The sequence below is a fragment of the Xanthobacter pollutisoli genome (assembly GCF_040044995.1).
GTDB lineage: Bacteria > Pseudomonadota > Alphaproteobacteria > Rhizobiales > Xanthobacteraceae > Xanthobacter.
Genome location: NZ_JBDZDP010000002.1, coordinates 358,758 through 380,021, shown reverse-complemented (window position 1 = coordinate 380,021; position 21,264 = coordinate 358,758). Strand labels below are relative to the sequence as shown.

Sequence of the window (21,264 nt, the reverse complement as noted above, 5' to 3'; positions counted from 1 at the left end):
TCGCCTCCCGTTTTGCCGGCCTGTGCCGTGCCTTGGCGCGGCCGGCCGAGCTTATTGCGCCGCACGCCCTTTAAATCGGGGGCGGATGGACTTACCTTAGAGGCCATTGCCAGCTTCAATTCGTAAAGTCGATACCATGGAAACCTCCCTCGCCCCGACCGTTCCCGCCGACGCCCCCGTCGCCGAGGTGGAGTTCATCGTCACCGACGCGGCCGCTCGCCGCATCGGCCAGATCCTCTCCTCCGAGCCCCAGGGCACCTTCCTGCGCATCAGCGTCGAAGGCGGCGGCTGCTCCGGCTTTTCCTACAAGTATGATGTGACGACCGAGCAGACCGAGGACGACCTCGTCATCGAGAAGGAAGGCGCCAAGGTGGTCGTGGACCGCCTGTCGCTGGACTACATCAAGGGCTCCCAGCTCGATTACAAGGCCGACCTGATGGGTTCCGCCTTCAAGATCTCGAACCCCATGGCCACCGCCAAGTGCGGCTGCGGATCGAGCTTCGGCGTCTGAGCCAAAGCTGTCCGCCGGTTTCGCCGCTCTCCCGCCCGCGGGGGAGCGTTTCGGCGTGTCCGCTCAGGGCGCCACGTTGTGCGGCACCGCGTTGCGCCAGGGGCGCGGCAGGCCCGTGGGCCAGTCGTCGCCGTAGCAGGGGAAGAACCGCTCGGTGCGGGCATAGATGATGAGATCGGGCGCGTAGCGCTTCACATCGTCGAAATTGAAGTCGCAATTGCCGGTGACGCGGGCCGAGGCGTGGATCCAGGCCACCTCCTTCACCGGCGCGTTCACGAACAGCCGCGGCCACACGCTGGCGGTAAAGGAATCGCCCATCACCAGCACCTTCAGGCCGGTCGGCGCATAGTCGCGCACCACCGACTTGAAGGCCGGGTGCTCGTTGGTGTGCCGCAGCGCCGGATCGAAGCGGACCTTCGACGCCTTGTCGGGAATGACGAGGCGGAAATTCTCTTCCTTCACCTCCGGCGGCATGCGGGCGCTGCGCAGCAGATCGCCCCGGGCGACGGGCATGGGCGGGCCGACCACTTCGAGCGGGTTCACCGCCCAGTCGGGATGCCCCGCCGCCTGCATCACCGCATTGAAGGCCAGCACGCTGGAGCGGGCGTTCCAATGGGTGTCGGTGAGGAGATAGCGCGGCCGCGGGCTTGCCTTCAGCAGCGGCCGCAGATCGACGATGGTGACGCCCTCCGCCCTGAGCCCTGCCAGCGCCAGGTCGTATTCGGTGGTGGAATAGGCGAGAAGGTCGTTCCAGGCCGGCAGCGCCTCCAACTCCACCGACTGGGCGTTGGGCGGGATAGCCACCACGATCCTGGTGCCCCTGGGCGCGAGCACGCGCTGCATCTCACCGATCATGGTGACGAAGCGCTCCACATTGGCAGCGCGCACCAGTGCACCGGCCGATTGGGCGGGCGTCTGCTCGCGGCCCCAGAAGAGATGTCCGTCACGGCCGGCATAGAAGGGGCGGCTGTCCGGCGAGCCGAGCGCTGCGCGAATCTGCCGTCGGAGCACCGGGAGCGTGGCGCGGAAGCCGAAATTGTCCTGCATGTAGCCGCCGATGTTGCGCAGCCACAGGTTCATCTTGCGGTCCAGCGGCCAATCGGCGGGAATTTTCGTCCGCCAGTTCCCGCTCGCAACGGGATCGGGAATGACGTTCGACAGCAACAGGAAGCCGAACAGGCCGGCGACCATGAGGCCGAGATAGCGGCGGTGGCGGGAGAGCAGGGTCACGATGCCTCCCTCAGAACCGGTAATAGAGGAACGGGGTGGCGGTGGTGCCGCCAACCCATGCGACGCTCACCAGCATCAGCGCGGCCACGAAGGCGAAATCCGCCACCCGCGCCAGCGCCCCCTCCCCCGACAGCAGCTGCCAGCGCGGCCAGCGGAAGAAGCCGATGAGCCCGCCGGCGACGAGGGCGAGGATCGCCAGCGGCGTCAGCCCGAAGCCGAGCGCCATGGAGGCGCGGCTGAAGCCGTTGAGACCGACGAGGCCATGGAACATGTCGATGGCGCCCGGGAAGCTGTCGGCGCGGAACCAGACCCAGCCCAGCATCACCACCAGCACGGTGTAGAAATGGGACACCACCCCCGGCGCGCGCTTCAGCCAGCGGCCGAGGAAGGCCCGCTCGATGATGAGGAAGGCGCCGTGGTGGGCGCCCCAGATCACGAAATTCCAGCTCGCCCCGTGCCACAGGCCGCAGAGCAGGAAGACGGCCGAGAGATTGATGTAGGTGCGCAGCTCGCCCCGCCGGTTGCCGCCCAGCGGGATGTAGAGATAGTCGCGCAGGAAGGCCGACAGGCTCATGTGCCAGCGGCGCCAGAATTCGGTGATGGAGTGGGAGGCGTAGGGCAGGCGGAAATTCCGCGGCAGCGCGAAGCCCACCATGATGCCGAGGCCCACCGCCATGGTGGAATAGCCGGCGAAGTCGAAATAGATCTGCACCGTATAGGCGTAGAGGCCGAGCCACGCCTCCACGAAGGTCGGGTGCGTGGTGGTGCCGAACACCCCGTCCACGAGGCGCGCCACCTCGTCGGCGATCAGCACCTTCCAGGCGAGCCCGATGACGAACAGGCGCGCCCCGGCCGAGAAGCGCGCCATGGTCACCCGCCGCTCGGAGAGCTGCCGCGCCACCGTGGCATAGCGCACGATGGGGCCCGCCACGAGCTGAGGGAACATGCACATGTAGAGGGCGAACTGGGCGGGATCCCGGTTGGCGTGGACCTTCCGCTTGTAGATGTCGGCGAGGTAGGAAATGGCGTGGAAGGAATAGAAGGAGATGCCGAGCGGCAGCGCGATCTGCGGCACCGGCACTTCGAGCCCCATGGGCTCCACCAGCGCGTTCAGATTCTCCACCAGGAAGCCGGTGTATTTGAACACGCCCAGCAGGACGAGGTTGAAGGCGACGCCCCAACCCAGCACCCGCACCCGCGCCGGCCCCTCGCGCGCGTCGATGGCCTTGGCGAGGAAGAAGTTCGCCGCAACCGAGCCGAGCAGCAGCAGGATGTGCGGCGTATAGCCGGCCGCATAGAAGACAAGGGAGAAGGCGAGGAAGATGTAGTTCCGCGTGGTAATGGTCTTCGCGGAGAAATAGGCGATGAGGAAGAGCGGAAAGAAATAGAATAGGAATTCGATGGACGCGAAGGTCATGCCGCCCGGCCGCCTGAGGATGTCAACGGGCGTTCCTGCCATTCTTTGCCCGCAGACGCAAGCCTTTGGGGCTGAAGGCGAAGCGTAGCAACGCGTTGCCCTCGGGCGCGCGGACCCACCGGCAATCTCCTGCTGCGTGTTGCCTCCGGTGCCGTGCCGCGTATCCTCCCGGACGAAGGAGCCCGCCCGCCATGCGCATCGCCACCTGGAACGTTAATTCCATCCGCCAGCGTCTCGACCATGCGGTGCGCTGGCTCGGCGAGAGCCGGCCGGACGTGGTCTGCCTGCAGGAGATCAAGTGCCAGAGCGAGGCCTTCCCCAAGGAGGCCTTCGAGCAGCTGGGCTACAACGTCACCGTCCACGGCCAGAAGGGCTTCAATGGCGTCGCCTTGCTGTCGCGCCTGCCGCTGGAGGACGTGAACCACGGGCTCGCCGGCGACGACGGCGACGAGCAGGCCCGCTTCATCGAGGCGGTGGTATCGGTGAAGGGCGGCGTGGTGCGGGTCGCCTGCATCTATCTGCCCAACGGCAACCCGCCCGATACGCCCAAATATCCCTACAAGCTCGGGTTCATGGAGCGCCTTGCCGCCTTCACCGCGGACCGGCTGAAGCTGGAGGAGCCGCTGGTGCTGGCCGGCGACTTCAACGTCATCCCGGCGCCGCGCGACGCGGCCGAGCCCGCCGCCTGGGTCAACGACGCCCTGTTCCTGCCGCCGACGCGCACCGCCTTCCGCGACCTGATCCATCTCGGCCTGACGGATGCGCTGCGCGCCACCTCCGATGCGGGCGGGCTCTACACCTTCTGGGATTATCAGGCGGGCGCCTGGCAGCGGAACCTCGGCATCCGCATCGACCATCTGCTGCTGTCGCCGCAGGCCGCCGACCGCCTGATCGCCACCGGAGTGGACAAGCACGTGCGGGCCTGGGAGAAGCCCTCGGACCATGTGCCGGTCTGGGCCGATTTCTCCATTGCGGCCTGAACAGGTGGCCGAGTCCCCTGCCCTTCTGGACGGAGGCTGCCTGTGTGGTCGCCTCAGGTATCGGCTGCGCGGGGTAAAGAGCGCCTATTGGTGCCACTGCACCATGTGCCGGCGCGCGTCCGGCTCTGCCGCTTTGCCCTGGGCGAGCGTGGCGCGGCCGGATTTCGAGATCACAGCCGGCACCCCATCGGTCTATGAGTCGTCGCCGGGGGTGCGGCGGCTGTTCTGCGGCAGCTGCGGCAGCCCCATCGCCTTCGACATGGCGCGGGAGGAGGACGTGGACGTGACGCTCGGCACGCTCGATGTGCCCGACGCGCTCATTCCCACCCATCATATCTGGACGCAGTCGGCCCTCGACATGAGCGAGGGGCTTGGCGCGACCCTGCCGCGGCATCCGGCCGAACGGCCGGATGAGACCTGAAGTCCCGGCTCCGCGATTCCGGTTCAGCGATTCCGATTCAGCGCTTGGCCGTCTTCAGCCAGCTTTCGAGATAGGTCAGGGCCTTTTCGCGGTCGTCGGGCGTCGCCTCGGCGAACGCCTGCTCCTGGAGCGTCACCACCCATTTGTCGGAGGGGCGCACAGCCGCGTCGCGGGCGAGGGTCAGCCACATGAGGCCACGGGCCGGCTGCCGGGGCACGCCCTCGTCGCCGCGGAACAGCAGCTGGCCGAGCACCGCCTGGGCCTCGAACTGGCCCTTCTGCGCCGCCAGCGTCAGCCAGCGACCGGCGTTGCGCGCGTCGCGCGGGCCGCCGACGCCATCGAGATAGAGCTTGCCCAGCTGGTACTGCCCGTCCGCGTCGCCGAAATAGGAGGCGGCATACGAGAACATGTCCCGCGCCCGCGAGGGGTCGCGCTTCACGCCAGCGGACGGAATGCCCACGAGATAATAGGAGCCGAGCGCCACGAAGGCGTTGGCGACAAAGCGCGATTGCGCGGTGCCGGGATAGTCCTCGGCATGGGTGTTGGCGATCTTCTGGAAATAGTCGAACGCCTTGGCGTCGTCCCGCTTCACCCCGTCGCCGTCCGCATAGATGCGACCGAGCTTCCATTGCGCAATGGCGTGGCCTTGCGCGGCGGCATAGCCCAGAGCGTCGATGCCCTTGGCGGTCTGGCCGGCGCGCAGCGCCTGCGCCCCGGTGCGGAAGGCCTCATCCACCGGCCGCACGGCGGGCGCGAGCGGCACGTTGGCGGGCGGGGTCAGGGGCTGCATCTCGTAGGGCTGGAGGGCCTGTGCGGTGCCGTCGAAGGCCTGCGCCACCGGCATGGTCAGGCAGGCGCCCACAAGGGACGCCAGTACGCCGGCCAGCACCATCGATCCGCGGGCACCGGACGGACGGCCGCCACGGCCCGCCCGCACGGAGCGGCGGACCGGCCGGAAGATCAGTTCCTGTTGTGCTGCACCCGAATTCATGATGCCGGGAAGATGCCCGCGCGCGGCGGCAATATCGGGGCCGAGGAAAGGCCGAGGCGCGGCGCCGATTGGGCGTGCTTTCCCGCGAACTTTGGAGCGAAGACCGATCACGCCCCCCGGCGTCTTCGCTCGCTTGCTGCAACGTCCGTCCATCAGGACCCACCTTAGGCGCGGCGTCCGGAAACACTTTCCGGGCTACGCTCACCGCCGCGCGTTGGCTTCTGGTTTCGTAACGTTTTGTGGCGAGTTCGCGGCGTTTGGGGCGCCGGGGAGGGCTGGCGATCCGAAGGATTCGCAGTGTGGCTTCTCTGTCACAAATGCTTGAGCGGGAATCGCGCCGCCGTGATCAGGGCGTGACCGCGCCGCCGCGCAGGCGCAAGTCCGCCATGAGGCCCGCCGAGACGGTCGCCGCCGCAAGCGAGACCCGCCGTCCCGCGGCGTTCACCGTGCGGGCGATCCAGTGGTTGCAGTTGCGCATCAGGTGGTAGTCGCCGACGGCGCGGAAGAAGAGGCTCGGCCCGTAGAGCCCCGGCCCCAGCGCCTCCACCGGCCCGGCGGGACCGGTGGCAAGTGTGGCGTCGATGGACGCCGCCGTCTTGTCGAATCCCTCGGGTGGGAGGTCGAGGCGCAGCCGGTCGGAGCGGGCGAAATAGGCGGCGGGATCACCGGCGACGCCCACCACGTGCAGCACCGAGCCGTTGCCGCTGGCGAACAGGGCACGCAGCGCCTGGGGCAGGGTCGCGACGGACAGGCTCGGGACGTTCCGGTAGAAGCCCTCGTCGCCCCAGCCGATCTCCACATGGTCATAAGCGACGAAGGGGCTTAGGGCGGCAGCGAGGCGCGCCAGCCCCAGCGCCTGCGCCCGCGCGGCGAGGAGCGCCCGCGGCAGCACCAGGCCGGCGTGATAGCCGTGGTCCACCACCATCACCGGCACGTCGTGCGGCAGGGGCGGCCGGTTGCCCCGGTCTCCCGGCAGGTCGGTGATGAGGAACAGCAGAGCGATGGCGGCCAGCACCCCGCAGAGCGCGAGGGCCGCCCGCCGCATCACGCCGCCGGGCTGCCGGAGAGCTGGCCGATGGCGGCCCGGACCTTCTCCTTGCGCAGGAGGTACTCCTCGCGCTTCTCGCGCTCGGCCTCCACCACCTCCTCGGGGGCGCGGGCGACGAAGCTCTCGTTGGAGAGCTTGGCGTCGATGCGGGCCACTTCCTGTTCCAGCTTGCCTTCTTCCTTGCGCAGGCGGACGAGCTCGGCGGCGAGGTCCACCACGCCGGCGAGCGGCAGTGCCGCCACCTCGCCGCGCACCACCATCTGCACCGCCTCGGCCGGCATGGTGGCGGCGATGGTGACGTCGGAGATGCGGGCGAGCCGGCGGATGGCATCGTCCCACGCCGCGGCGCGGGCGGTGGTCTGCGGCCCGGGCTCCACCAGCACGAGGGGCACCTGGGCGCCGGCCGGCACATTCATCTCGGCGCGGACCGAGCGGATCTCGGTGACGAGGTCCACCACCCAGCCCACCTCGGCCTCGGCGTCGGGGGCTTCCAGGCCGGCGAGGTCCGGCCACGGCGCCAGCGCGAGCAGGCCGCGGCGGGGCGGCCCCTCCTTGCCGGTCTCCGCCCACAATTCCTCGGTGAGGAAGGGCATGAAGGGGTGCAGCAGCGCCATGGCCACATCCAGCACATAGGCGGTGGCGGCGCGGGTCTCGTCCTTGGCGGCGCCGTCGGGACCGGAGAGGACCGGCTTCGCCAGCTCCAGGTGCCAGTCGCACACCACGTTCCAGATGAAGCGGTAGACCGCGCCGGCCGCCTCGTTGAACCGGTAGGCGAGGATCGCCTCGCTGACCTCGGCGCTGGCGCGGGCCGCCTCGCCGATAATCCAGCGGTTCAGCGTGCCCTCCACCTTCGCCGGATCGAAGCCCTCGGCGCGCACGCAGCCGTTCATCTGGGCGAAGCGCACGGCGTTCCAGAGCTTGGTCGCGAAGTTGCGGTAGCCCTCGACGCGGGAGGTGGCGAGCTTGATGTCGCGCCCCTGCGCCGCCATGGCGGCCAGGGTGAAGCGCAGGGCATCGGCGCCGTATTTCTCCACGAGGTCCAGGGGGTCGATGACGTTGCCCTTGGACTTCGACATCTTGGCGCCCTTCTCGTCTCGGACGAGGGCGTGGATGTAGACGTCCTTGAACGGCACCTCGCCGTCCATGAAGTGCAGGCCCATCATCATCATCCGGGCGACCCAGAAGAAGATGATGTCGAAGCCCGTCACCAGCACGGAGGTGGGGTAGAACTTCTTCAGCTCGTCGGTCTCGTTCGGCCAGCCCATGGTGGAGAACGGCCACAAGGCGGAAGAGAACCAGGTATCGAGCACGTCCTCGTCACGGGTGAGAAATTGGGCCCGCTTGTCGGCGTCGTCGATGAGCGCCTGCGCCTCGTCGGGGGAGAGGGTCTCGTTGCCTACGTTGTGGGCCAGCGCCTCCTCGAAGGCGGCGTCCGCATCCTCGGCGACGAAGACGTTGCCGAACGGGTCGTACCAGGCCGGGATCTGGTGGCCCCACCACAATTGCCGCGAGATGCACCAAGGCTGGATGTTCTCCAGCCACTCGAAATAGGTCTTCTCCCAGTTCTTCGGCACGAAGATCGTTCGCCCCTCCCGCACGGCAGCGAGGGCCGGCTGGGCGAGGGTCTTGGCGTCGACGTACCACTGATCGGTAAGCCAGGGCTCGATGACCACGTTGGAGCGGTCGCCATGGGGCACCATGTGCGGGTGCGGCTCGATCTTCTCCAGCAGCTCCAGCGAGGTCAGAAGCTCGACGATCTGCTTGCGCGCGGCGAAGCGGTCCATGCCCTTCAGGTGGGAAAGGATGCCGGCGGCATCGGGCGAATCCCCATAGGCCTCGGGCCGCTCGGCGTAATCGTCGAGGATGCCCTGCGGGTCGATCCGCGCCTCGGCGTCGAGCACGTTGATCATCGGCAGGTGATGCCGCTTGCCCACCTCGAAGTCGTTGAAATCATGTGCCGGCGTGATCTTCACCGCGCCCGAGCCCTTCTCGGGGTCGGAATATTCGTCCGCAACGATGGGGATGCGCCGGCCCACCAGAGGCAGCACCACGTGCTTGCCGATGAGATCGGCATAGCGCTCGTCGTCGGGATGCACCGCCACCGCCGTGTCGCCGAGCATGGTCTCGGGCCGCGTGGTGGCCACCACGATGAAGCGGTCCTTCTCGCCCTCGATGGCGTAGCGCAGGTGCCAGAGATTGCCCTTCACCTCCACCTGCACCACCTCGAGGTCGGAGATGGCGGTGATGAGCTTGGGGTCCCAGTTGACGAGGCGCTTGTCCTTGTAGATCAGTCCCTCGCGATAGAGCTGAACGAACACCTTGAGGACGGCGCGGGACAGCCCCTCGTCCATCGTGAACCGCTCGCGCGACCAGTCGCAGGACGCGCCGAGCTTCTTCAGCTGGTTGACGATGGTGCCGCCGGATTCGGCCTTCCACGCCCACACCTTCTCGATGAAGGCGTCGCGGCCCATGTCGCGGCGGCCCGGGAGCTGCTGCTGCATGAGCTGGCGCTCCACCACCATCTGGGTGGCGATGCCCGCATGGTCGGTGCCCGGCTGCCACAGCACGTCCTTGCCGCGCATGCGCTCGAACCGCGCCAGCACGTCCTGCAGCGTATTGTTGAGCGCGTGGCCCATGTGCAGGGAGCCGGTGACGTTGGGCGGCGGAATGACGATGGAGAAGCCTTCGGCGTCCTTGCGGTCCGGACGGCCGCAGCGGAAGGCGCCGGCCTGCTCCCAGGCCCCGGCGATACGCTCTTCGACGGCGGCGGGATCGAAGACTTTTTCCAGCATGAACGAGGCTCCGCGGATGCGCTCGGCCTGGGCCGGCGCTCCGCGCCGGACCCGGCTCCGCGTCCGCCGTGGACGGGACAGGTCTGCGCGCGTTAAAGCCGCTTGAATGGCCCGGCGTCAACACGCCGGCGCATCGCCTCAGCGCGGACGGCGGGCGACGCGCTCGATCTCGGCCCGCACCAGGGCCTCGACGATGGTGGGAAGGTTGGCGTCCAGCCAGTCCTTCAGCATGGGCCGAAGGATCTCCTTCACCAGATCCTCCACCGTGCGGTCCTTCTGCGGCAGCAGCACATCGCCGAGGGAGCGGAAGGCGGCGTCCACGGCCGCGTCGGCGGTGGGGGACAGCAGGTCGCGGCGGCGGGTCGCCTCGGCAGACGCCGGGCGTTCGGTGGATGCGGCGGCATCGGACGCGTCCCAGTCGCGGGCCGGGGGACGTGCCTGCGGGCGCGGAGGCGGCGCAGCTTCCCGCGGCGCAGCGGCGGGGGCGGCGCGGCGCTGGGGAGCGGACTCAAATTCGTCGTGCCCGGCCGGGGCATTCGGCGGGGCGGAATGGGCGTCGGCTGGCCGGCGCTGCATCCGCGCGCGGCGCAGCGCCGCGGCTTCGGCAAACCCGGCATCGTCGGCTTCGTCCGGCCATGCCCGCTCGGAGCCCTGTGCCGACGCATGGGGCGACGGGGAGTTTGGGTGAACGGGAGCCTCCTGCGTCAGGGGCCGCCGGGCCAGGTGCGCGGGCCGCGCAGGGGCGGGCTCATGCTCCGCGGGAGCGGCGTCAGCCGGCCGGCGCGGGCGCGGATCGCTCGCGCCATAGGGCGCGCCGTCATAGGCCGGGCCGGGACGGGAGGGGTTGGGCTGGACGGTCGCCATCTGCACCTCGGGGCGACGGCGCTCAGTGCCGTCCGCGCGGGGAGCGGGACGTGCAGGCGCCTGGGGCATCTCGTCATCCGCCATGATGCGGCGGATGGAGGCCAGGATTTCTTCCATCGAAGGCTCTTGAACCTTGGGGATCGCAGCCATGTCCCGACCTCGGTCGAATTCGACCCGACGGCGCGCCGCGAATTACTGCCGGGCGGCGAGAATCACCAATCGCTGCAAGGAGTATGACACCGCCCCGGCAGGCCAAAGAAGAGGCCCGCCGGGTGTGCGGGGTGTTTATTTTCCGTCCGGCGTGCGCACGCCAGCCCAGCTGTCGCGCACCTGATCGTAATGCACCCGCGGATCATAGTAATTGACCCGCAGCCCGAGGGAGGGTGCATCGAGCCGGCCGATGATCGACACCAGCGTATAGGCCGCGACGACGCGGTCGCGCTGGGCCACCACCAGCGAGGACTGGGAATTGGTAAGGTCGCGCTGGGCGTTCAGCACGTCGGTGGTGGTGCGCTGGCCGACCCGCCATTCCTCGCGGACGCCTTCCAGCGCCAGGGTGTTGGCGGCGACCGAGGCCTGGGCAGCCTGGATCTGCGCCTTGGCCGCTTCCAGGGCGCCCCAATACTGAACTGCCTGGGCGCGGATGGTGTCGCGGTTCACGTCCACCTCGATCCGGGCCTGGGTGAGCAGTTCCTTGGCCTGCCGGATGTTGGCGTATTCAACGCCGCCCTGGTAGATCGGCACCGAAAGGTTCAGCGTCACCGCCGCGCCGCCGAGGGAGTCGACCGCGAAGTTCTGGTCGTACGCCTGCGACAGCTGGCCCTGCAGCGACAGGTTGGGCATCAGGCCGCCCTCGGCCACCTTCACCTGGAACACCGCCGCGTCCACGGCGAATTCCGACGCCTTGACGGCGGGGTGGTGGGTGAGGCCGGCGTTGATGACGCGGTCGAGCTGGGCCGGGATCGAGGCCTCGATGGAGCGCGGCGTGTAGAGCTTGCCCGGCTCGACGCCGATGACCTGCCGGTACACCGCGCGCGCCGAGGAGAGGTTCGCCACGGCCTGGCTGACCTGGTACTGCGCGTCGGCGACGCGCGCTTCGGCCTGGGCGACGTCGGTGCGCGTCACCTCGCCCACGTTGAAGCGGTCACGGGTGGCGCGCAGTTCCTGCTGGAACGCCGCGAGGCTCTTGTTCTGCAGGTCCAGCAGCGCGATGGCCTGGATCACGTTCATATAAGCTGTGACGCCGTTGAGCAGCACCGTCTGTTCGGTGTTGCGCAGCGTCTCGCGCGAGCCGCGGACCTGGGACTCGGCATTGCGGGTCTGGTTCGCGGTGACGAAGCCATTGAACAGGGTGTAGGCGGCGGTCAGCGCGAAGGAGCGCGGCCAGAGGGTGCCGCTGGTGCTGATGCCGGAGGACTTCTGCTTGCCGTACTCCACGCCGCCCTGCGCCGTGGCGCTGAGGGTGGGACGGTAGCCGGACAGCGCCTGAGGCACGGTCTCGTCCGTCGCGCGCGTCCCCGCCCGCTGGGAGTTCAGCGTGGGGTTGTTCGCATAGGCCATCGCAAGCGCCGCATCCAGGGACTGGGCGTGGGCGCCCGCCATGGACAGTGCAACGATGCCGGCCCCCGCCAAACCCGTTAAACCGCTTCGGCGAATGCGTCTTCCAACCGACATCCCAATCTCCCGATCCGACACGGCCATGCAGACTCGCCGCACCGACTCTGCCGCGCGGTAACCTCCGGGTAAGATATCTGTCCAGCTCTGGATCCGAAACCGATCGGTTCGATTGCCCGGACGTTTTCAGATCAGCGCGGCAAACGCGCCACACTGCTCAGAAAGTGAAGCGTGGCGCGGATTTGAAGCCGGGAAGCGGGGGAACGGCGGCGTTGAAGGCGACGCGCTCGCTCACCATTCCTGCCACCTTGGTAAACACGCAGGCCCGGCCCGCCCCCCCGTGGCCGACCACGGCGATGAGTCGTCCCCCCTCCTTGATCTGCTCCAGCAGGGCGGCCGGGACCTCGTCCACCGAGCCGTTGAGGAGGATCAGGTCGTAGGGTGCCTCGGCGCTCCAGCCGGCGGTCAGCTTGCCCTGCATGATCGCGACGTTCGCGACCCCGAGCTCGGAGAGGGTGGCGGTGGCGGCGGCCGCCAGCTCGGTATCCTCCTCCACGGCCACCACCTGCTGGGCGAGGCGCGACAGCACGGCGGCGGAATAGCCGGTGCCGGTGCCCACATCGAGCACATGCTCATGCTCCTGCACGTCGGCAAGCTGGACGAGGCGGGCGAGAATCATCGGCTCGATGAGGTAGCGGCCCGGCTCGCCGGACTTCAGCGCCAGATCGTCGTCGATATAGGCCAGCGATTTCAGCCGAGCGGGAACGAAACGCTCGCGCGGGATCTCAAGCATGGCGCCGACGATGCGGGGGTCGGTGACGTTGTTGGTCCGCACCTGCCCGTCCACCATCCCGCGGCGAAGCTCGACGAAATCGATCATGTTGCGTCTCCGGCCATCCCCTCGGCGCCGGGCCGTGCCGCGGAGGCTCGCCTTCAACCCGTGCCGTTCGGCTCAAGAGCCATATCGCCGCCCCTTTTGCAAGGCGCCGCGGCCGCTGTGGCCGCGGGTCGCATGGCGTGTGCCGGCCGCGGGGAGGACCTTGATTCGACCTGCACGGGCCAAGATGGCCCCTGCCCCGCTGCGGGCGGCAGTGCCGCGACGGAGAAATGAAGATGGCGCCACCCTTCCCTCCGGCCGAGCCGGAAGCCGGCCTCGACGAGGCAGCGGTGCGGCGGCTCGTGCATCTGTTCTACGCGCGGGTGCAGAAGGATGCGCTCCTCGGCCCCGTCTTCGGCGGGCGCATCGCCGATGGCGCCTGGCCGGTGCACCTCCAGAAGATGTGCGATTTCTGGTCGTCGGTCCTGCTGAAGTCGGGCCGCTACGAGGGCCGCCCGCTGCCGCCGCATCTGGCGCTCGGCGCCGACGCAGGCGAAGCGCACTTCGCCCGCTGGCTGGCCCTGTTCAGGCCCACCGCCCTCGAGGTGCTGCCGCCCGCGGCGGCCCAGCAGGCCATCGCCCATGCCGAGCGCATGGCCCACTCCTTCCGACTCGCCATCGCCTTTCACAATGGCGAGGACACCACCCGCATCGTTCCTTTCGCATAATGCGAGCGGCTCCAAGTGCACGGTGGGTAACAGACGGACGCAATTTGTAATCCCGCGCCGCCCGATCAGTCTCGACCACGTTGCCCGAATTGGCTAAACCGCCTTACTTTCGGTGAGTTGGGGAGGCAAGCCATTGGTCCAATTTGGACAAGGGAGCGTGAAATCTTGCGTTCAATGACGGTTGCAGCGGTCATCCCCCTCTACAACGGTGCGCCCTACATTCGGCAAGCTCTGGAAAGCGTCCTGGCCCAGACCGAGCCGGCCGACGAGATCATCGTGGTCAATGACGGCTCGACCGACGATGGGCCCGCCATTGTTGAAGAGATGGCACGGCACCACCCGATCCAGCTGCTCCACAAGCCCAACGGCGGGCAGTCGTCCGCGCGCAACCACGCCATCCTCCACACCAGCTGCACCCATATCGCCCTGCTCGACCAGGACGACGTCTGGTACGAAGAGCATCTGGAGATCCTCAAGGCGCCCTTCCGCGAGGGCCGAATCCGCCGCCTGGGCCTGGTCTATGGCAACCTCGACCAGATCACCCGCGACGGCCGGCTGCTGCTGGAACGCTGCCTCGACGAGGTGCCCACCGTTCACCCGAAGAAATCGCTCACCCAGTGCCTGCAGCACGACATGTTCATCCTGCCCGGTGCCTCGCTGGTGGACCGGCAGGCGGTGATCGACTGCGGCATGTTCGACGAGCGCCTGTCGGGATACGAGGACGACGATCTGTTCCTGCGGCTGTTCACCGCCGGGGTGAAGAGCTGCTACCTCAACGTGGCCGTCACCCAATGGCGGATCTATCCCGGTTCGACCTCGTTCACCGCCCGCATGGCGCGCTCGCGGATGATCTATTTCCACAAGCTCGTCGAGGCCTATCCCGACGAGCCGCGGCTCGGGCTCCACTGGCGCCGCGACGTCATCGCGCCGCGCTTCATGCACCTGCTGCGCAGCGAGTTCCTGAACGGGTCCAAGACCGGCGATAGGGAGCGCATGGATCAGTCGTGGAAGGACATGCAGGCCGTTGTCCCCTTCCTCAAGCGCAGCGTTCGGCTGCGCATGCGGCTTCTGGGGCCACTGATCGACACGCTCTACCGGGGCCCTCTCACCAGCCTGTCGCGCCGGCTGCTGCGCACCGCCATCGACTGAGGCGTCACCGGCCGGGCGGCAGGGGACAACCCGACGGAATGCTTGCACGGCCGGTGCGAACGCCTTAAGAACACGCGCTCGTGAGGCCACGTGGCGGAGTGGTTACGCAGCGGACTGCAAATCCGTGCACCCCGGTTCGATTCCGGGCGTGGCCTCCATTCCCGCAGGACAGGCCGGCCGCACCTTTACCGCCGGATGACCCATCGCCGGGATGACCGCCGCAGCCGGACACCCCCGCGCATAAGCCGCCGCCCCGGGACGTGATCGCCGCAAGGCACTGGCCCGAAGGCGTTGACCTCAGGGCGTCGGCCCGAGGGCGTTGACTTGCTCCCCCGCCGGCGGTTCATGGGGAGACCGAAGCGGCCCCGCGCCCGGACGCCGCCGGAGACAGGCATGAAAGCGAAAGTACCCCCGCGCCTTGGTCCCCCGCCGACCTCGGACGAGACCACAGCCGTCCTGCGGCGCCTTGTCCTGTCGGACGGCCGCAAGCACTGGAAGGGCTACGCGCTCGCCTTCTCCTTCATGGGCCTCATGGCCGCCTGCACCGCCGGCCTCGCCTATCTGATGAACGATGCGGTCAACGCCATCTTCGTCAGTCCCACGCCCGCCGCCGTCTGGGCGGTGTCGGGCACGGTGATGCTGCTGTCGGTCATCAAGGGCGCCTCGGCCTATGGCCAGAGCATCACCATGGCGCGCATCGGCAACCGCATCGTCGCCGACAACCAGAAGCGCGCCTTCGACCAGCTTCTGCTCCAGGACGCCTCCTATTTCGGCCGCCACCACACGGCGGAGATCACCACGCGCTTCACTGCCGGCGCCAATGGCGCGCGCGGCGCGCTGGACCTCGTCATCACCAGCATCGGCCGCGACTTCCTCTCGCTGGTGATGCTGGCGGGCGTCGCCTTCGTGCAGGACCCCTTCCTGGCGGTGATCGCGCTGGTGGTGATGCCGGCGGCGGTGATCGGGACGCGCAAGCTCATCAAGAAGGCCAAGTCCATCTTCACCACCGGCTTCACGTCGGGGGTGAAGCTCTCGTCCATCGCCATGGAGGTGTTCCAGGGCGTGCGCACGGTGAAGGCCTATACGCTCGAGCCGGTGATGCGCGAGCGCACCCACAAGTTCATCGACGACGTGGAGGCCAATTCCAACCGCCTCGTGCGCACCCAGGCCAAGTCCAGCCCGCTCATGGAGACGCTGGGCGGCCTCGCCATCGGCGGCGTGGTGCTCTACGCCGGCTATAACGTCATCGAGATGGGCCGTTCGCCCGGGCAGTTCTTCTCAGTGCTCACCGCGCTGCTGCTCGCCTACGAGCCGGCCAAGCGCCTCGCCCGCCTGCACGTGGAACTGGTGAGCCATGTGATGGGCGCGCGCATGCTGTTCGAGCTTCTGGACGCCCCCGCCCCCGATACCGATGCCCCGGGCGTGCCCGCCATGCCGCGCCCGCGTGGGCGCGTTGAGTTCCGCGAGGTCGAGTTCGCCTATCGCCCCGGCGAGAACGTGCTGCGCGGCCTCGACCTCGTGGCGGAGCCGGGCCAGACCACCGCCCTCGTCGGCCAGTCGGGCGGCGGCAAGACCACCATCATCAACCTCATCGAGCGTTTCTACGACCCGCAGGCCGGCGCCGTGCTCATCGACGGCGTGGACACGCGCACGGTGTCGCGCACCTCTGTGCGGGCGTCGGTCGCGCTGGTGAGCCAGGACGTCTATCTGTTCTCCGGCACGGTGCGCGACAACATCGGCTTCGGCCGGCCCGGCGCGTCCGAAGCGGAGATCATCGCCGCGGCGCGGGCCGCCCATGCGCACGACTTCATCATGGGGTTCGAGAAGGGCTACGACACCGCCGTGGGCGAACACGGCGCCCAGCTCTCCGGCGGCCAGCGCCAGCGCATCGCCATCGCCCGCGCCTTCCTGAAGAACGCGCCCATTCTTCTCCTCGACGAGGCCACCGCCGCGCTCGATTCCGAATCGGAGGCGGAGGTGCAGAAGGCGCTGGCGGAGCTCGCTCACGAGCGCACCACCATCGTCATCGCCCACCGCCTTCAGACCGTGGTACGCGCCGATCGCATCTGCGTGGTGGAAGGCGGCCGGGTGGTGGAGAGCGGCAGCCACGAGGAGCTTCTCGCCCGTCGGGGCCGCTACTACGGCTTCTATTACGCCCAGTTCGCCCACGAGCAGGACCGCACCGCCAAGGTGCCGCCTGCGCCTGGCGGCGACCTGCTGAGCGCCTGAGCCGGAAAGGCTTTTCGCGTCCCGCACGGAGCGGGACGCATCGGCGACTTGGGGAAATTCGCGCTTTCGGCTTCACAAGCGCGCCCATGGTTGCTATATGGCCCGCCTCGGTCGCAAGACCCACGGTCCCTGATAGCTCAGTTGGTAGAGCGTTCGACTGTTAATCGAATGGTCGCAGGTTCGAGTCCTGCTCAGGGAGCCACCTTCATCACATCGCAGCATTCCGGCACCGGGCGGCGGATTGGCGTCGCCTGACAGGCCGCCTGTTGTGCCGCTGCCGCGCGGGGACATCCAGCTTGCCTGCGGGTGTGCAGGAGCGGCCTCGGACCTCCGACAGCTGCCGGGGGGCGCCGCTTCCCACCGGCTGGCTCTCAGGCCGCCCGCTAGTGCTTCAGGGCGAAGAGGTCTTCGGGGAGGCTGCGGCACACCTCGGCCACTTGCTGGAGCAGGCGGCCCATGGCGGAGGTCTTGCGCCACAAGAGGGCGATCTGCCGGCTCGGGCTCGAATCGCTGAACGACAGGAGATGGATGTTGCGCGCCGGCGGAACCGGGTCGCGCGTCGCTAGCATGGGCAGGAGGGTGATGCCGGCGCCCGCCGCCACCATCTGGCGCAGGGTTTCGAGGCTGGTGGCGCGGAATTCGGATTTCTCCCGCGCGCCCGTCAGCTGGCAGACCTCCAGCGCCTGGTCGCGCAGGCAATGGCCCTCCTCCAGCAGCATCAGATTGACGCCGGCGAGCTCCGAGACGGCGAGGGTGTCGCGCCGGGCCAGGGCATGGCTCTCGGGGACGGCGAGGAGGAACGGCTCCTCGAACAGATACTCGCTGTGGAAGTGGCTGTCGTGCACCGGCAGGGCCAGGAAGGCCGCATCCAGCGTGCCGAGATTGAGCCGCTGCACGAGGTTGGCGCTCTTCTCCTCGAACAGCAGGAGCTCCAGCTCGGGGAAGCGCGCCCGAAGCCGCGGCACCACGTGGGGCAGCAGGTAGGGGCCAAGGGTTGGGAAGACGCCGAGCCGCAGCGCGCCCCCCTCGGCCGAGCGGCTGCGGCGGGCGCCCTCCTTCATCTGCTCGACTTCGTTGAGAATACGGCGGGCCCGCTCCACCGCGTCGCGCCCCGCCGGGGTCAGCATCACCTTGCGCGGCGCGCGCTCCACCAGCGCCACCCCTAGCTCCTCCTCGAGCTTGCGGATCTGGGTGGAGAGGGTCGGCTGGCTCACCAGGCACACCTCGGCCGCCCGCCGGAAATTCCGGTGGTCGGCCAGGGCGACGAGATACTGCAGCTCGCGCAGGGTCATGGCGGCGCGCCGCGCGCCGGCGCCCGGCCTCAGGCGGCCTTGACCGCCTCCTCCTTCGGCGCGGTGCTGCGGATGAGGTGATCGAAGGCGGAGAGCGAGGCCTTGGCCCCCTCCCCGAGCGCGATCACGATCTGCTTGTAGGGCACCGTGGTGCAGTCGCCGGCGGCGAACACGCCGGGCACCGAGGTCTGGCCGTGGCCGTCCACGATGATCTCGCCGCGCGGCGAGAGGTCGATGGCGCCCTTCAGCCATTCGGTGTTCGGCAGGAGGCCGATCTGCACGAAGATGCCTTCCAGCTCCACCTTGTGGATGTCGCCGGTGCTGCGGTTCTCATAGGTGAGGCCGCTCACCTTCTGCCCGTCGCCGAGCACATCGGTGGTGCGGGCAGAGGTGAGGATGGTGACGTTGGACAGGCTCTTCAGCTTGCGCTGGAGCACGTCGTCCGCCCGCAGCTGGCCGTCGAACTCGATCAGGGTGACATGGGCCACGATGCCGGCGAGGTCGATGGCCGCTTCCACGCCGGAATTGCCGCCGCCGATCACCGCCACGCGCTTGCCCTTGAACAGCGGGCCGTCGCAATGGGGGCAGTAGGCCACGCCCTTGTTGCGATAGGTGTCCTCGCCGGGAACGCCCATCTGCCGCCAGCGGGCGCCGGTGGCGAGGATGACGGTCTTGGAGCGCAGGCTCGCGCCGTTCTCGAACGCCACTTCGACCACGTCGTTGCCGGGAATGAGCTTCACCGCCCGCTGGAGGTTCATCACCTCCACCTCATAGTCGCGCACGTGCTGCTCCAACGCGGCAGCAAGCTTGGGGCCCTCGGTGTAGGGCACCGAGATGAAGTTCTCGATGGCCATGGTGTCCAGCACCTGACCGCCGAAGCGCTCGGCCGCAACGCCGGTGCGGATGCCCTTGCGGGCAGCATAGATGGCCGCCGCCGCGCCGGCCGGGCCGCCGCCCACCACCAGCACGTCGAAGCGGTTCATCTCGCCCATGCGCTTGGCCTCGCGGGCGCCGGCACCGGTATCGAGCTTGGCGACGATCTCGGCGACGCCCATGCGCCCCTGCCCGAAGACCTCGCCGTTCAGATAGACGGTGGGCACGCTCATCACCTGGCGCGCCTCGACCTCGGACTGGAACAGCGCGCCGTCGACGGCGACGTGCTTCACCTTGGGGTTCAGCACAGCCATGAGGTTCAGCGCCTGCACCACGTCCGGGCAGTTCTGGCAGGACTGGGAGAAATAGGTCTCGAAGACGAAGTCGCCGTCCAGCGCCTTGATCTGCTCGATCACCTCTTCCTCCACCTTCGGCGGGTAGCCGCCGACCTGGAGCAAGGCCAGCACGAGGGAGGTGAACTCATGGCCCATGGGCATGCCGGCGAAGGTCAGCGCGATGGAATGGCCGGGGCTCGTGAGGGAGAAGGAGGGCACGCGCGAGGCGTCGTCCTTCTTCTCGATGAGGGTGAGCTGATGGGAAAGTTCGACGATGTCGACGAGCAGCTCGCGCATTTCCGCGGACTTAGGGCCGTCGTCCAGCGCCGCTTCGATCACGACGGGGCGGACCACACGCTCCAGATACGCCTTGAGCTGGGTCTTCATGGCAGCGTCGAGCATGGCAATCCTCCGGCTAAAAACGGTCTCATGACTTAAATTCACAACGTATATCCGCCGCAGGCCTGACCCGCGGCGGACGATCGAGGCGCCCCTCGCAAGAAGGGGGAAGCTCCGGGCGTAAGGCCCGGAGCCGATCGCCTGTAATCAGATCTTGCCGACGAGATCGAGGGACGGCGCGAGGGTCTTCTCGCCTTCCTTCCACTTGGCGGGGCACACCTCGCCAGGATGGGAGGCGACGTACTGGGCGGCCTTGACCTTGCGCAAAAGGTCGCCGGCGTCACGGCCGATGCCTTCGGCGGTGATCTCGACCGCCTGGATGACGCCGTTGGGGTCCACCACGAAGGTGCCGCGGTCGGCGAGGCCCTGGCCGGGACGCATCACCTCGAAATTGGTGGTGATGGCGCCGTTCGGATCGCCGATCATCGTGTACTGCACCTTGCCGATGGTCTCGGAGGAATCGTGCCACGCCTTGTGGGTGAAGTGCGTGTCGGTGGAGACCGAGTAGATCTCGACGCCGAGCTTCTGAAACTCGTCATAATGATCGGCCACGTCGCCGAGCTCGGTCGGGCAGACGAAGGTGAAATCGGCAGGATAGAAGAAGAACACGGACCACTTGCCGGCGAGATCGGCGTCCGACACCTCGATGAACTTGCCCTGCTTGAACGCCTGGGCCTTGAAGGGCTTGATCTTAGTATTGACGAGAGACATGGCAATTCCTTGGGTGGTAGTTGCAGTGCGACGGGCCGAAGCCATCGCAGTGCAACATACGGCCGGGGCCGGTATTTATGAAATAGATAAAATCGTCGAATTCGATAGAGATGCTCTATCGAAAGGCGCGCCAACTCACTGAGTTTCCCGTGGAATACAACGGCTGGCGCTCAGCTGGCGAAGCGGCCAAACGGCGTTGATGCGGTGCGACACAAGCGCGCGGATCGGGGCCGTTCGAGCGCCTGATCGCGAGTACTTCGCAGTTCGAGTATTGGCGCGCCGAATCGTCGCCGCACGTCCCTTGCTGAATGCCAACCCCGCCTGGCGGTCGGGTGACATGCCAGGTGCGCCCCGCCCTATCGCAGCCGGTCCAGCAGCTTCAGCAGCATGCCGCGTTCGGCGGCGTCGAGCGGGGCGAGGGTTTCCTCGGTGATGGCGAAGGCGTTGGGCGTCGCGCGGGCGATCACCTCCTGCCCCTCGGCGGTGAGCAGCACCACCAGCAGCCGGCCGTCCTCCGCATCCGGGCGCGTCTCCACCAGCCCGCGGCGTGCCAGCCGGTCCACCACGCCCTTGATGGTCGCGGCATCCATTGCCGTGAGGCGCCCCAGCAGATTTTGCGAGCAGGGCCCGGTTTCCGCCAGCTTCGACAGCGCCGCCCACTGGGTCATGGTCAGCTCGTCGCCGATGCGGGCGGCGAAGATGGTGGCGTGCCGCTGGCCCACCTGCCGCAGGATGAAGCCCACGTGCTCGTCGAGCACGTAAGGCGCATTGGTCTTGGAGCGCCGCACCGGGCGGCGCACTGGAGCGGGCGGTGCGTCGGCGGGGTCCGCCCTGCGGCGCGTGGTCCTCGGTTCGGCCATGGC

General features: G+C 68.3%; 18 protein-coding genes and 2 tRNA genes. 8 read left to right on the top strand and 12 right to left on the bottom strand.

The window, feature by feature from the left end; genetic code table 11:
- Nucleotides 1–136: 136 nt before the first annotated feature.
- Nucleotides 137–511, top strand: a complete 375-nt coding sequence (locus ABLE93_RS07160; RefSeq protein ID WP_348838962.1) for a HesB/IscA family protein — start codon at nucleotides 137–139, stop codon at nucleotides 509–511.
- 63 nt (nucleotides 512–574) lie between these two features.
- Here the strand turns inward: ABLE93_RS07160 and ABLE93_RS07155 are convergent, their stop codons facing one another.
- Both ABLE93_RS07155 and ABLE93_RS07150 read right to left on the bottom strand, forming a co-directional pair.
- Nucleotides 575–1,741, bottom strand: coding sequence for an alginate O-acetyltransferase AlgX-related protein (locus ABLE93_RS07155; RefSeq protein WP_348838961.1), 1,167 nt, complete (start codon nucleotides 1,739–1,741; stop codon nucleotides 575–577).
- Nucleotides 1,742–1,751: 10 nt separating this feature from the next.
- Nucleotides 1,752–3,158, bottom strand: a complete 1,407-nt coding sequence (locus tag ABLE93_RS07150) for an MBOAT family O-acyltransferase (RefSeq protein ID WP_348838960.1) — start codon at nucleotides 3,156–3,158, stop codon at nucleotides 1,752–1,754.
- 191 nt (nucleotides 3,159–3,349) lie between these two features.
- On the opposite strand from ABLE93_RS07150, the gene xth reads away from it, so the two are divergent.
- Complete coding sequence (gene xth, locus ABLE93_RS07145; protein WP_348838959.1) at nucleotides 3,350–4,138, top strand: exodeoxyribonuclease III; 789 nt, start codon at nucleotides 3,350–3,352, stop codon at nucleotides 4,136–4,138.
- A gap of 4 nt (nucleotides 4,139–4,142) precedes the next feature.
- Nucleotides 4,143–4,559 (top strand): GFA family protein, encoded by a 417-nt coding sequence (locus tag ABLE93_RS07140; protein ID WP_348838958.1) that lies wholly within the window; start codon nucleotides 4,143–4,145, stop codon nucleotides 4,557–4,559.
- 37 nt (nucleotides 4,560–4,596) lie between these two features.
- Here the strand turns inward: ABLE93_RS07140 and ABLE93_RS07135 are convergent, their stop codons facing one another.
- The 6 genes from ABLE93_RS07135 to ABLE93_RS07110 all read right to left on the bottom strand — a co-directional run bounded on the left by ABLE93_RS07135 (nucleotide 4,597) and on the right by ABLE93_RS07110 (nucleotide 12,748).
- Complete coding sequence (locus ABLE93_RS07135; protein WP_510182999.1) at nucleotides 4,597–5,451, bottom strand: tetratricopeptide repeat protein; 855 nt, start codon at nucleotides 5,449–5,451, stop codon at nucleotides 4,597–4,599.
- A 445-nt stretch (nucleotides 5,452–5,896) separates the two neighbouring features.
- Complete coding sequence (locus ABLE93_RS07130; RefSeq protein ID WP_348838956.1) at nucleotides 5,897–6,595, bottom strand: DUF2459 domain-containing protein; 699 nt, start codon at nucleotides 6,593–6,595, stop codon at nucleotides 5,897–5,899.
- Nucleotides 6,595–9,390 (bottom strand): valine--tRNA ligase, encoded by a 2,796-nt coding sequence (locus ABLE93_RS07125; protein ID WP_348838955.1) that lies wholly within the window; start codon nucleotides 9,388–9,390, stop codon nucleotides 6,595–6,597. The genes ABLE93_RS07130 and ABLE93_RS07125 overlap by 1 nt, the downstream gene beginning before the upstream one ends.
- Nucleotides 9,391–9,528: 138 nt before the next feature.
- Nucleotides 9,529–10,371 (bottom strand): PopZ family protein, encoded by an 843-nt coding sequence (locus tag ABLE93_RS07120; protein ID WP_348838953.1) that lies wholly within the window; start codon nucleotides 10,369–10,371, stop codon nucleotides 9,529–9,531.
- A gap of 168 nt (nucleotides 10,372–10,539) precedes the next feature.
- Complete coding sequence (locus ABLE93_RS07115) at nucleotides 10,540–11,856, bottom strand: TolC family outer membrane protein (protein ID WP_348838952.1); 1,317 nt, start codon at nucleotides 11,854–11,856, stop codon at nucleotides 10,540–10,542.
- A gap of 229 nt (nucleotides 11,857–12,085) precedes the next feature.
- Nucleotides 12,086–12,748, bottom strand: coding sequence for a protein-L-isoaspartate O-methyltransferase family protein (locus ABLE93_RS07110; protein WP_348838951.1), 663 nt, complete (start codon nucleotides 12,746–12,748; stop codon nucleotides 12,086–12,088).
- 233 nt (nucleotides 12,749–12,981) lie between these two features.
- Here ABLE93_RS07110 and ABLE93_RS07105 point away from each other — a divergent pair, with 233 nt between their 5' ends.
- The 5 genes from ABLE93_RS07105 (at nucleotide 12,982) to ABLE93_RS07085 (ending at nucleotide 16,993) form a co-directional block, all read left to right on the top strand.
- Nucleotides 12,982–13,413 carry a group III truncated hemoglobin gene (locus ABLE93_RS07105; RefSeq protein WP_348838950.1) on the top strand — a complete coding sequence of 144 codons (432 nt, stop codon included), beginning with the start codon at nucleotides 12,982–12,984 and terminating at the stop codon, nucleotides 13,411–13,413.
- A gap of 174 nt (nucleotides 13,414–13,587) precedes the next feature.
- Nucleotides 13,588–14,562, top strand: a complete 975-nt coding sequence (locus ABLE93_RS07100; RefSeq protein ID WP_348839346.1) for a glycosyltransferase family 2 protein — start codon at nucleotides 13,588–13,590, stop codon at nucleotides 14,560–14,562.
- Between the two features lie 84 nt (nucleotides 14,563–14,646).
- Nucleotides 14,647–14,720: transfer RNA gene (locus tag ABLE93_RS07095), tRNA-Cys, on the top strand.
- 235 nt (nucleotides 14,721–14,955) lie between these two features.
- Nucleotides 14,956–16,791 (top strand): ABC transporter ATP-binding protein, encoded by a 1,836-nt coding sequence (locus ABLE93_RS07090; protein WP_348838949.1) that lies wholly within the window; start codon nucleotides 14,956–14,958, stop codon nucleotides 16,789–16,791.
- 126 nt (nucleotides 16,792–16,917) lie between these two features.
- Nucleotides 16,918–16,993 (top strand) — tRNA-Asn (locus ABLE93_RS07085).
- Between the two features lie 181 nt (nucleotides 16,994–17,174).
- Here ABLE93_RS07085 and oxyR read toward each other — a convergent pair.
- The 4 genes from oxyR to ABLE93_RS07065 form a co-directional block, all read right to left on the bottom strand.
- A complete protein-coding gene (oxyR, locus tag ABLE93_RS07080; protein ID WP_348838948.1) occupies nucleotides 17,175–18,083 on the bottom strand; it encodes a DNA-binding transcriptional regulator OxyR in 909 nt (302 codons plus the stop codon).
- Between the two features lie 29 nt (nucleotides 18,084–18,112).
- Entirely contained in the window at nucleotides 18,113–19,693 is a 1,581-nt protein-coding gene (gene ahpF / locus ABLE93_RS07075; protein WP_348838947.1) for an alkyl hydroperoxide reductase subunit F, read from the bottom strand.
- Nucleotides 19,694–19,837: 144 nt separating this feature from the next.
- Complete coding sequence (gene ahpC, locus ABLE93_RS07070; RefSeq protein WP_348838946.1) at nucleotides 19,838–20,401, bottom strand: alkyl hydroperoxide reductase subunit C; 564 nt, start codon at nucleotides 20,399–20,401, stop codon at nucleotides 19,838–19,840.
- A 356-nt stretch (nucleotides 20,402–20,757) separates the two neighbouring features.
- Entirely contained in the window at nucleotides 20,758–21,261 is a 504-nt protein-coding gene (locus tag ABLE93_RS07065) for a MarR family winged helix-turn-helix transcriptional regulator (protein WP_348838945.1), read from the bottom strand.
- Nucleotides 21,262–21,264: the final 3 nt, after the last annotated feature.

Bases quoted from the DNA above. Each gene is read 5' to 3' on its own strand.
- ABLE93_RS07160 (WP_348838962.1), top strand. From the start codon at position 137: ATGGAAACCTCCCTCGCCCCGACCGTTCCCGCCGACGCCCCCGTCGCC.
- ABLE93_RS07150 (WP_348838960.1), bottom strand. From the start codon at position 3,158: ATGACCTTCGCGTCCATCGAATTCCTATTCTATTTCTTTCCGCTCTTC.
- xth (WP_348838959.1), top strand. From the start codon at position 3,350: ATGCGCATCGCCACCTGGAACGTTAATTCCATCCGCCAGCGTCTCGAC.
- ABLE93_RS07135 (WP_510182999.1), bottom strand. From the start codon at position 5,451: ATGGTGCTGGCCGGCGTACTGGCGTCCCTTGTGGGCGCCTGCCTGACC.
- ABLE93_RS07130 (WP_348838956.1), bottom strand. From the start codon at position 6,595: ATGCGGCGGGCGGCCCTCGCGCTCTGCGGGGTGCTGGCCGCCATCGCT.
- ABLE93_RS07125 (WP_348838955.1), bottom strand. From the start codon at position 9,390: ATGCTGGAAAAAGTCTTCGATCCCGCCGCCGTCGAAGAGCGTATCGCC.
- ABLE93_RS07120 (WP_348838953.1), bottom strand. From the start codon at position 10,371: ATGGAAGAAATCCTGGCCTCCATCCGCCGCATCATGGCGGATGACGAG.
- ABLE93_RS07115 (WP_348838952.1), bottom strand. From the start codon at position 11,856: ATGGCGGGCGCCCACGCCCAGTCCCTGGATGCGGCGCTTGCGATGGCC.
- ABLE93_RS07110 (WP_348838951.1), bottom strand. From the start codon at position 12,748: ATGATCGATTTCGTCGAGCTTCGCCGCGGGATGGTGGACGGGCAGGTG.
- ABLE93_RS07105 (WP_348838950.1), top strand. From the start codon at position 12,982: ATGGCGCCACCCTTCCCTCCGGCCGAGCCGGAAGCCGGCCTCGACGAG.
- ABLE93_RS07100 (WP_348839346.1), top strand. From the start codon at position 13,588: ATGACGGTTGCAGCGGTCATCCCCCTCTACAACGGTGCGCCCTACATT.
- ABLE93_RS07090 (WP_348838949.1), top strand. From the start codon at position 14,956: ATGAAAGCGAAAGTACCCCCGCGCCTTGGTCCCCCGCCGACCTCGGAC.
- oxyR (WP_348838948.1), bottom strand. From the start codon at position 18,083: ATGACCCTGCGCGAGCTGCAGTATCTCGTCGCCCTGGCCGACCACCGG.
- ahpF (WP_348838947.1), bottom strand. From the start codon at position 19,693: ATGCTCGACGCTGCCATGAAGACCCAGCTCAAGGCGTATCTGGAGCGT.
- ahpC (WP_348838946.1), bottom strand. From the start codon at position 20,401: ATGTCTCTCGTCAATACTAAGATCAAGCCCTTCAAGGCCCAGGCGTTC.
- ABLE93_RS07065 (WP_348838945.1), bottom strand. From the start codon at position 21,261: ATGGCCGAACCGAGGACCACGCGCCGCAGGGCGGACCCCGCCGACGCA.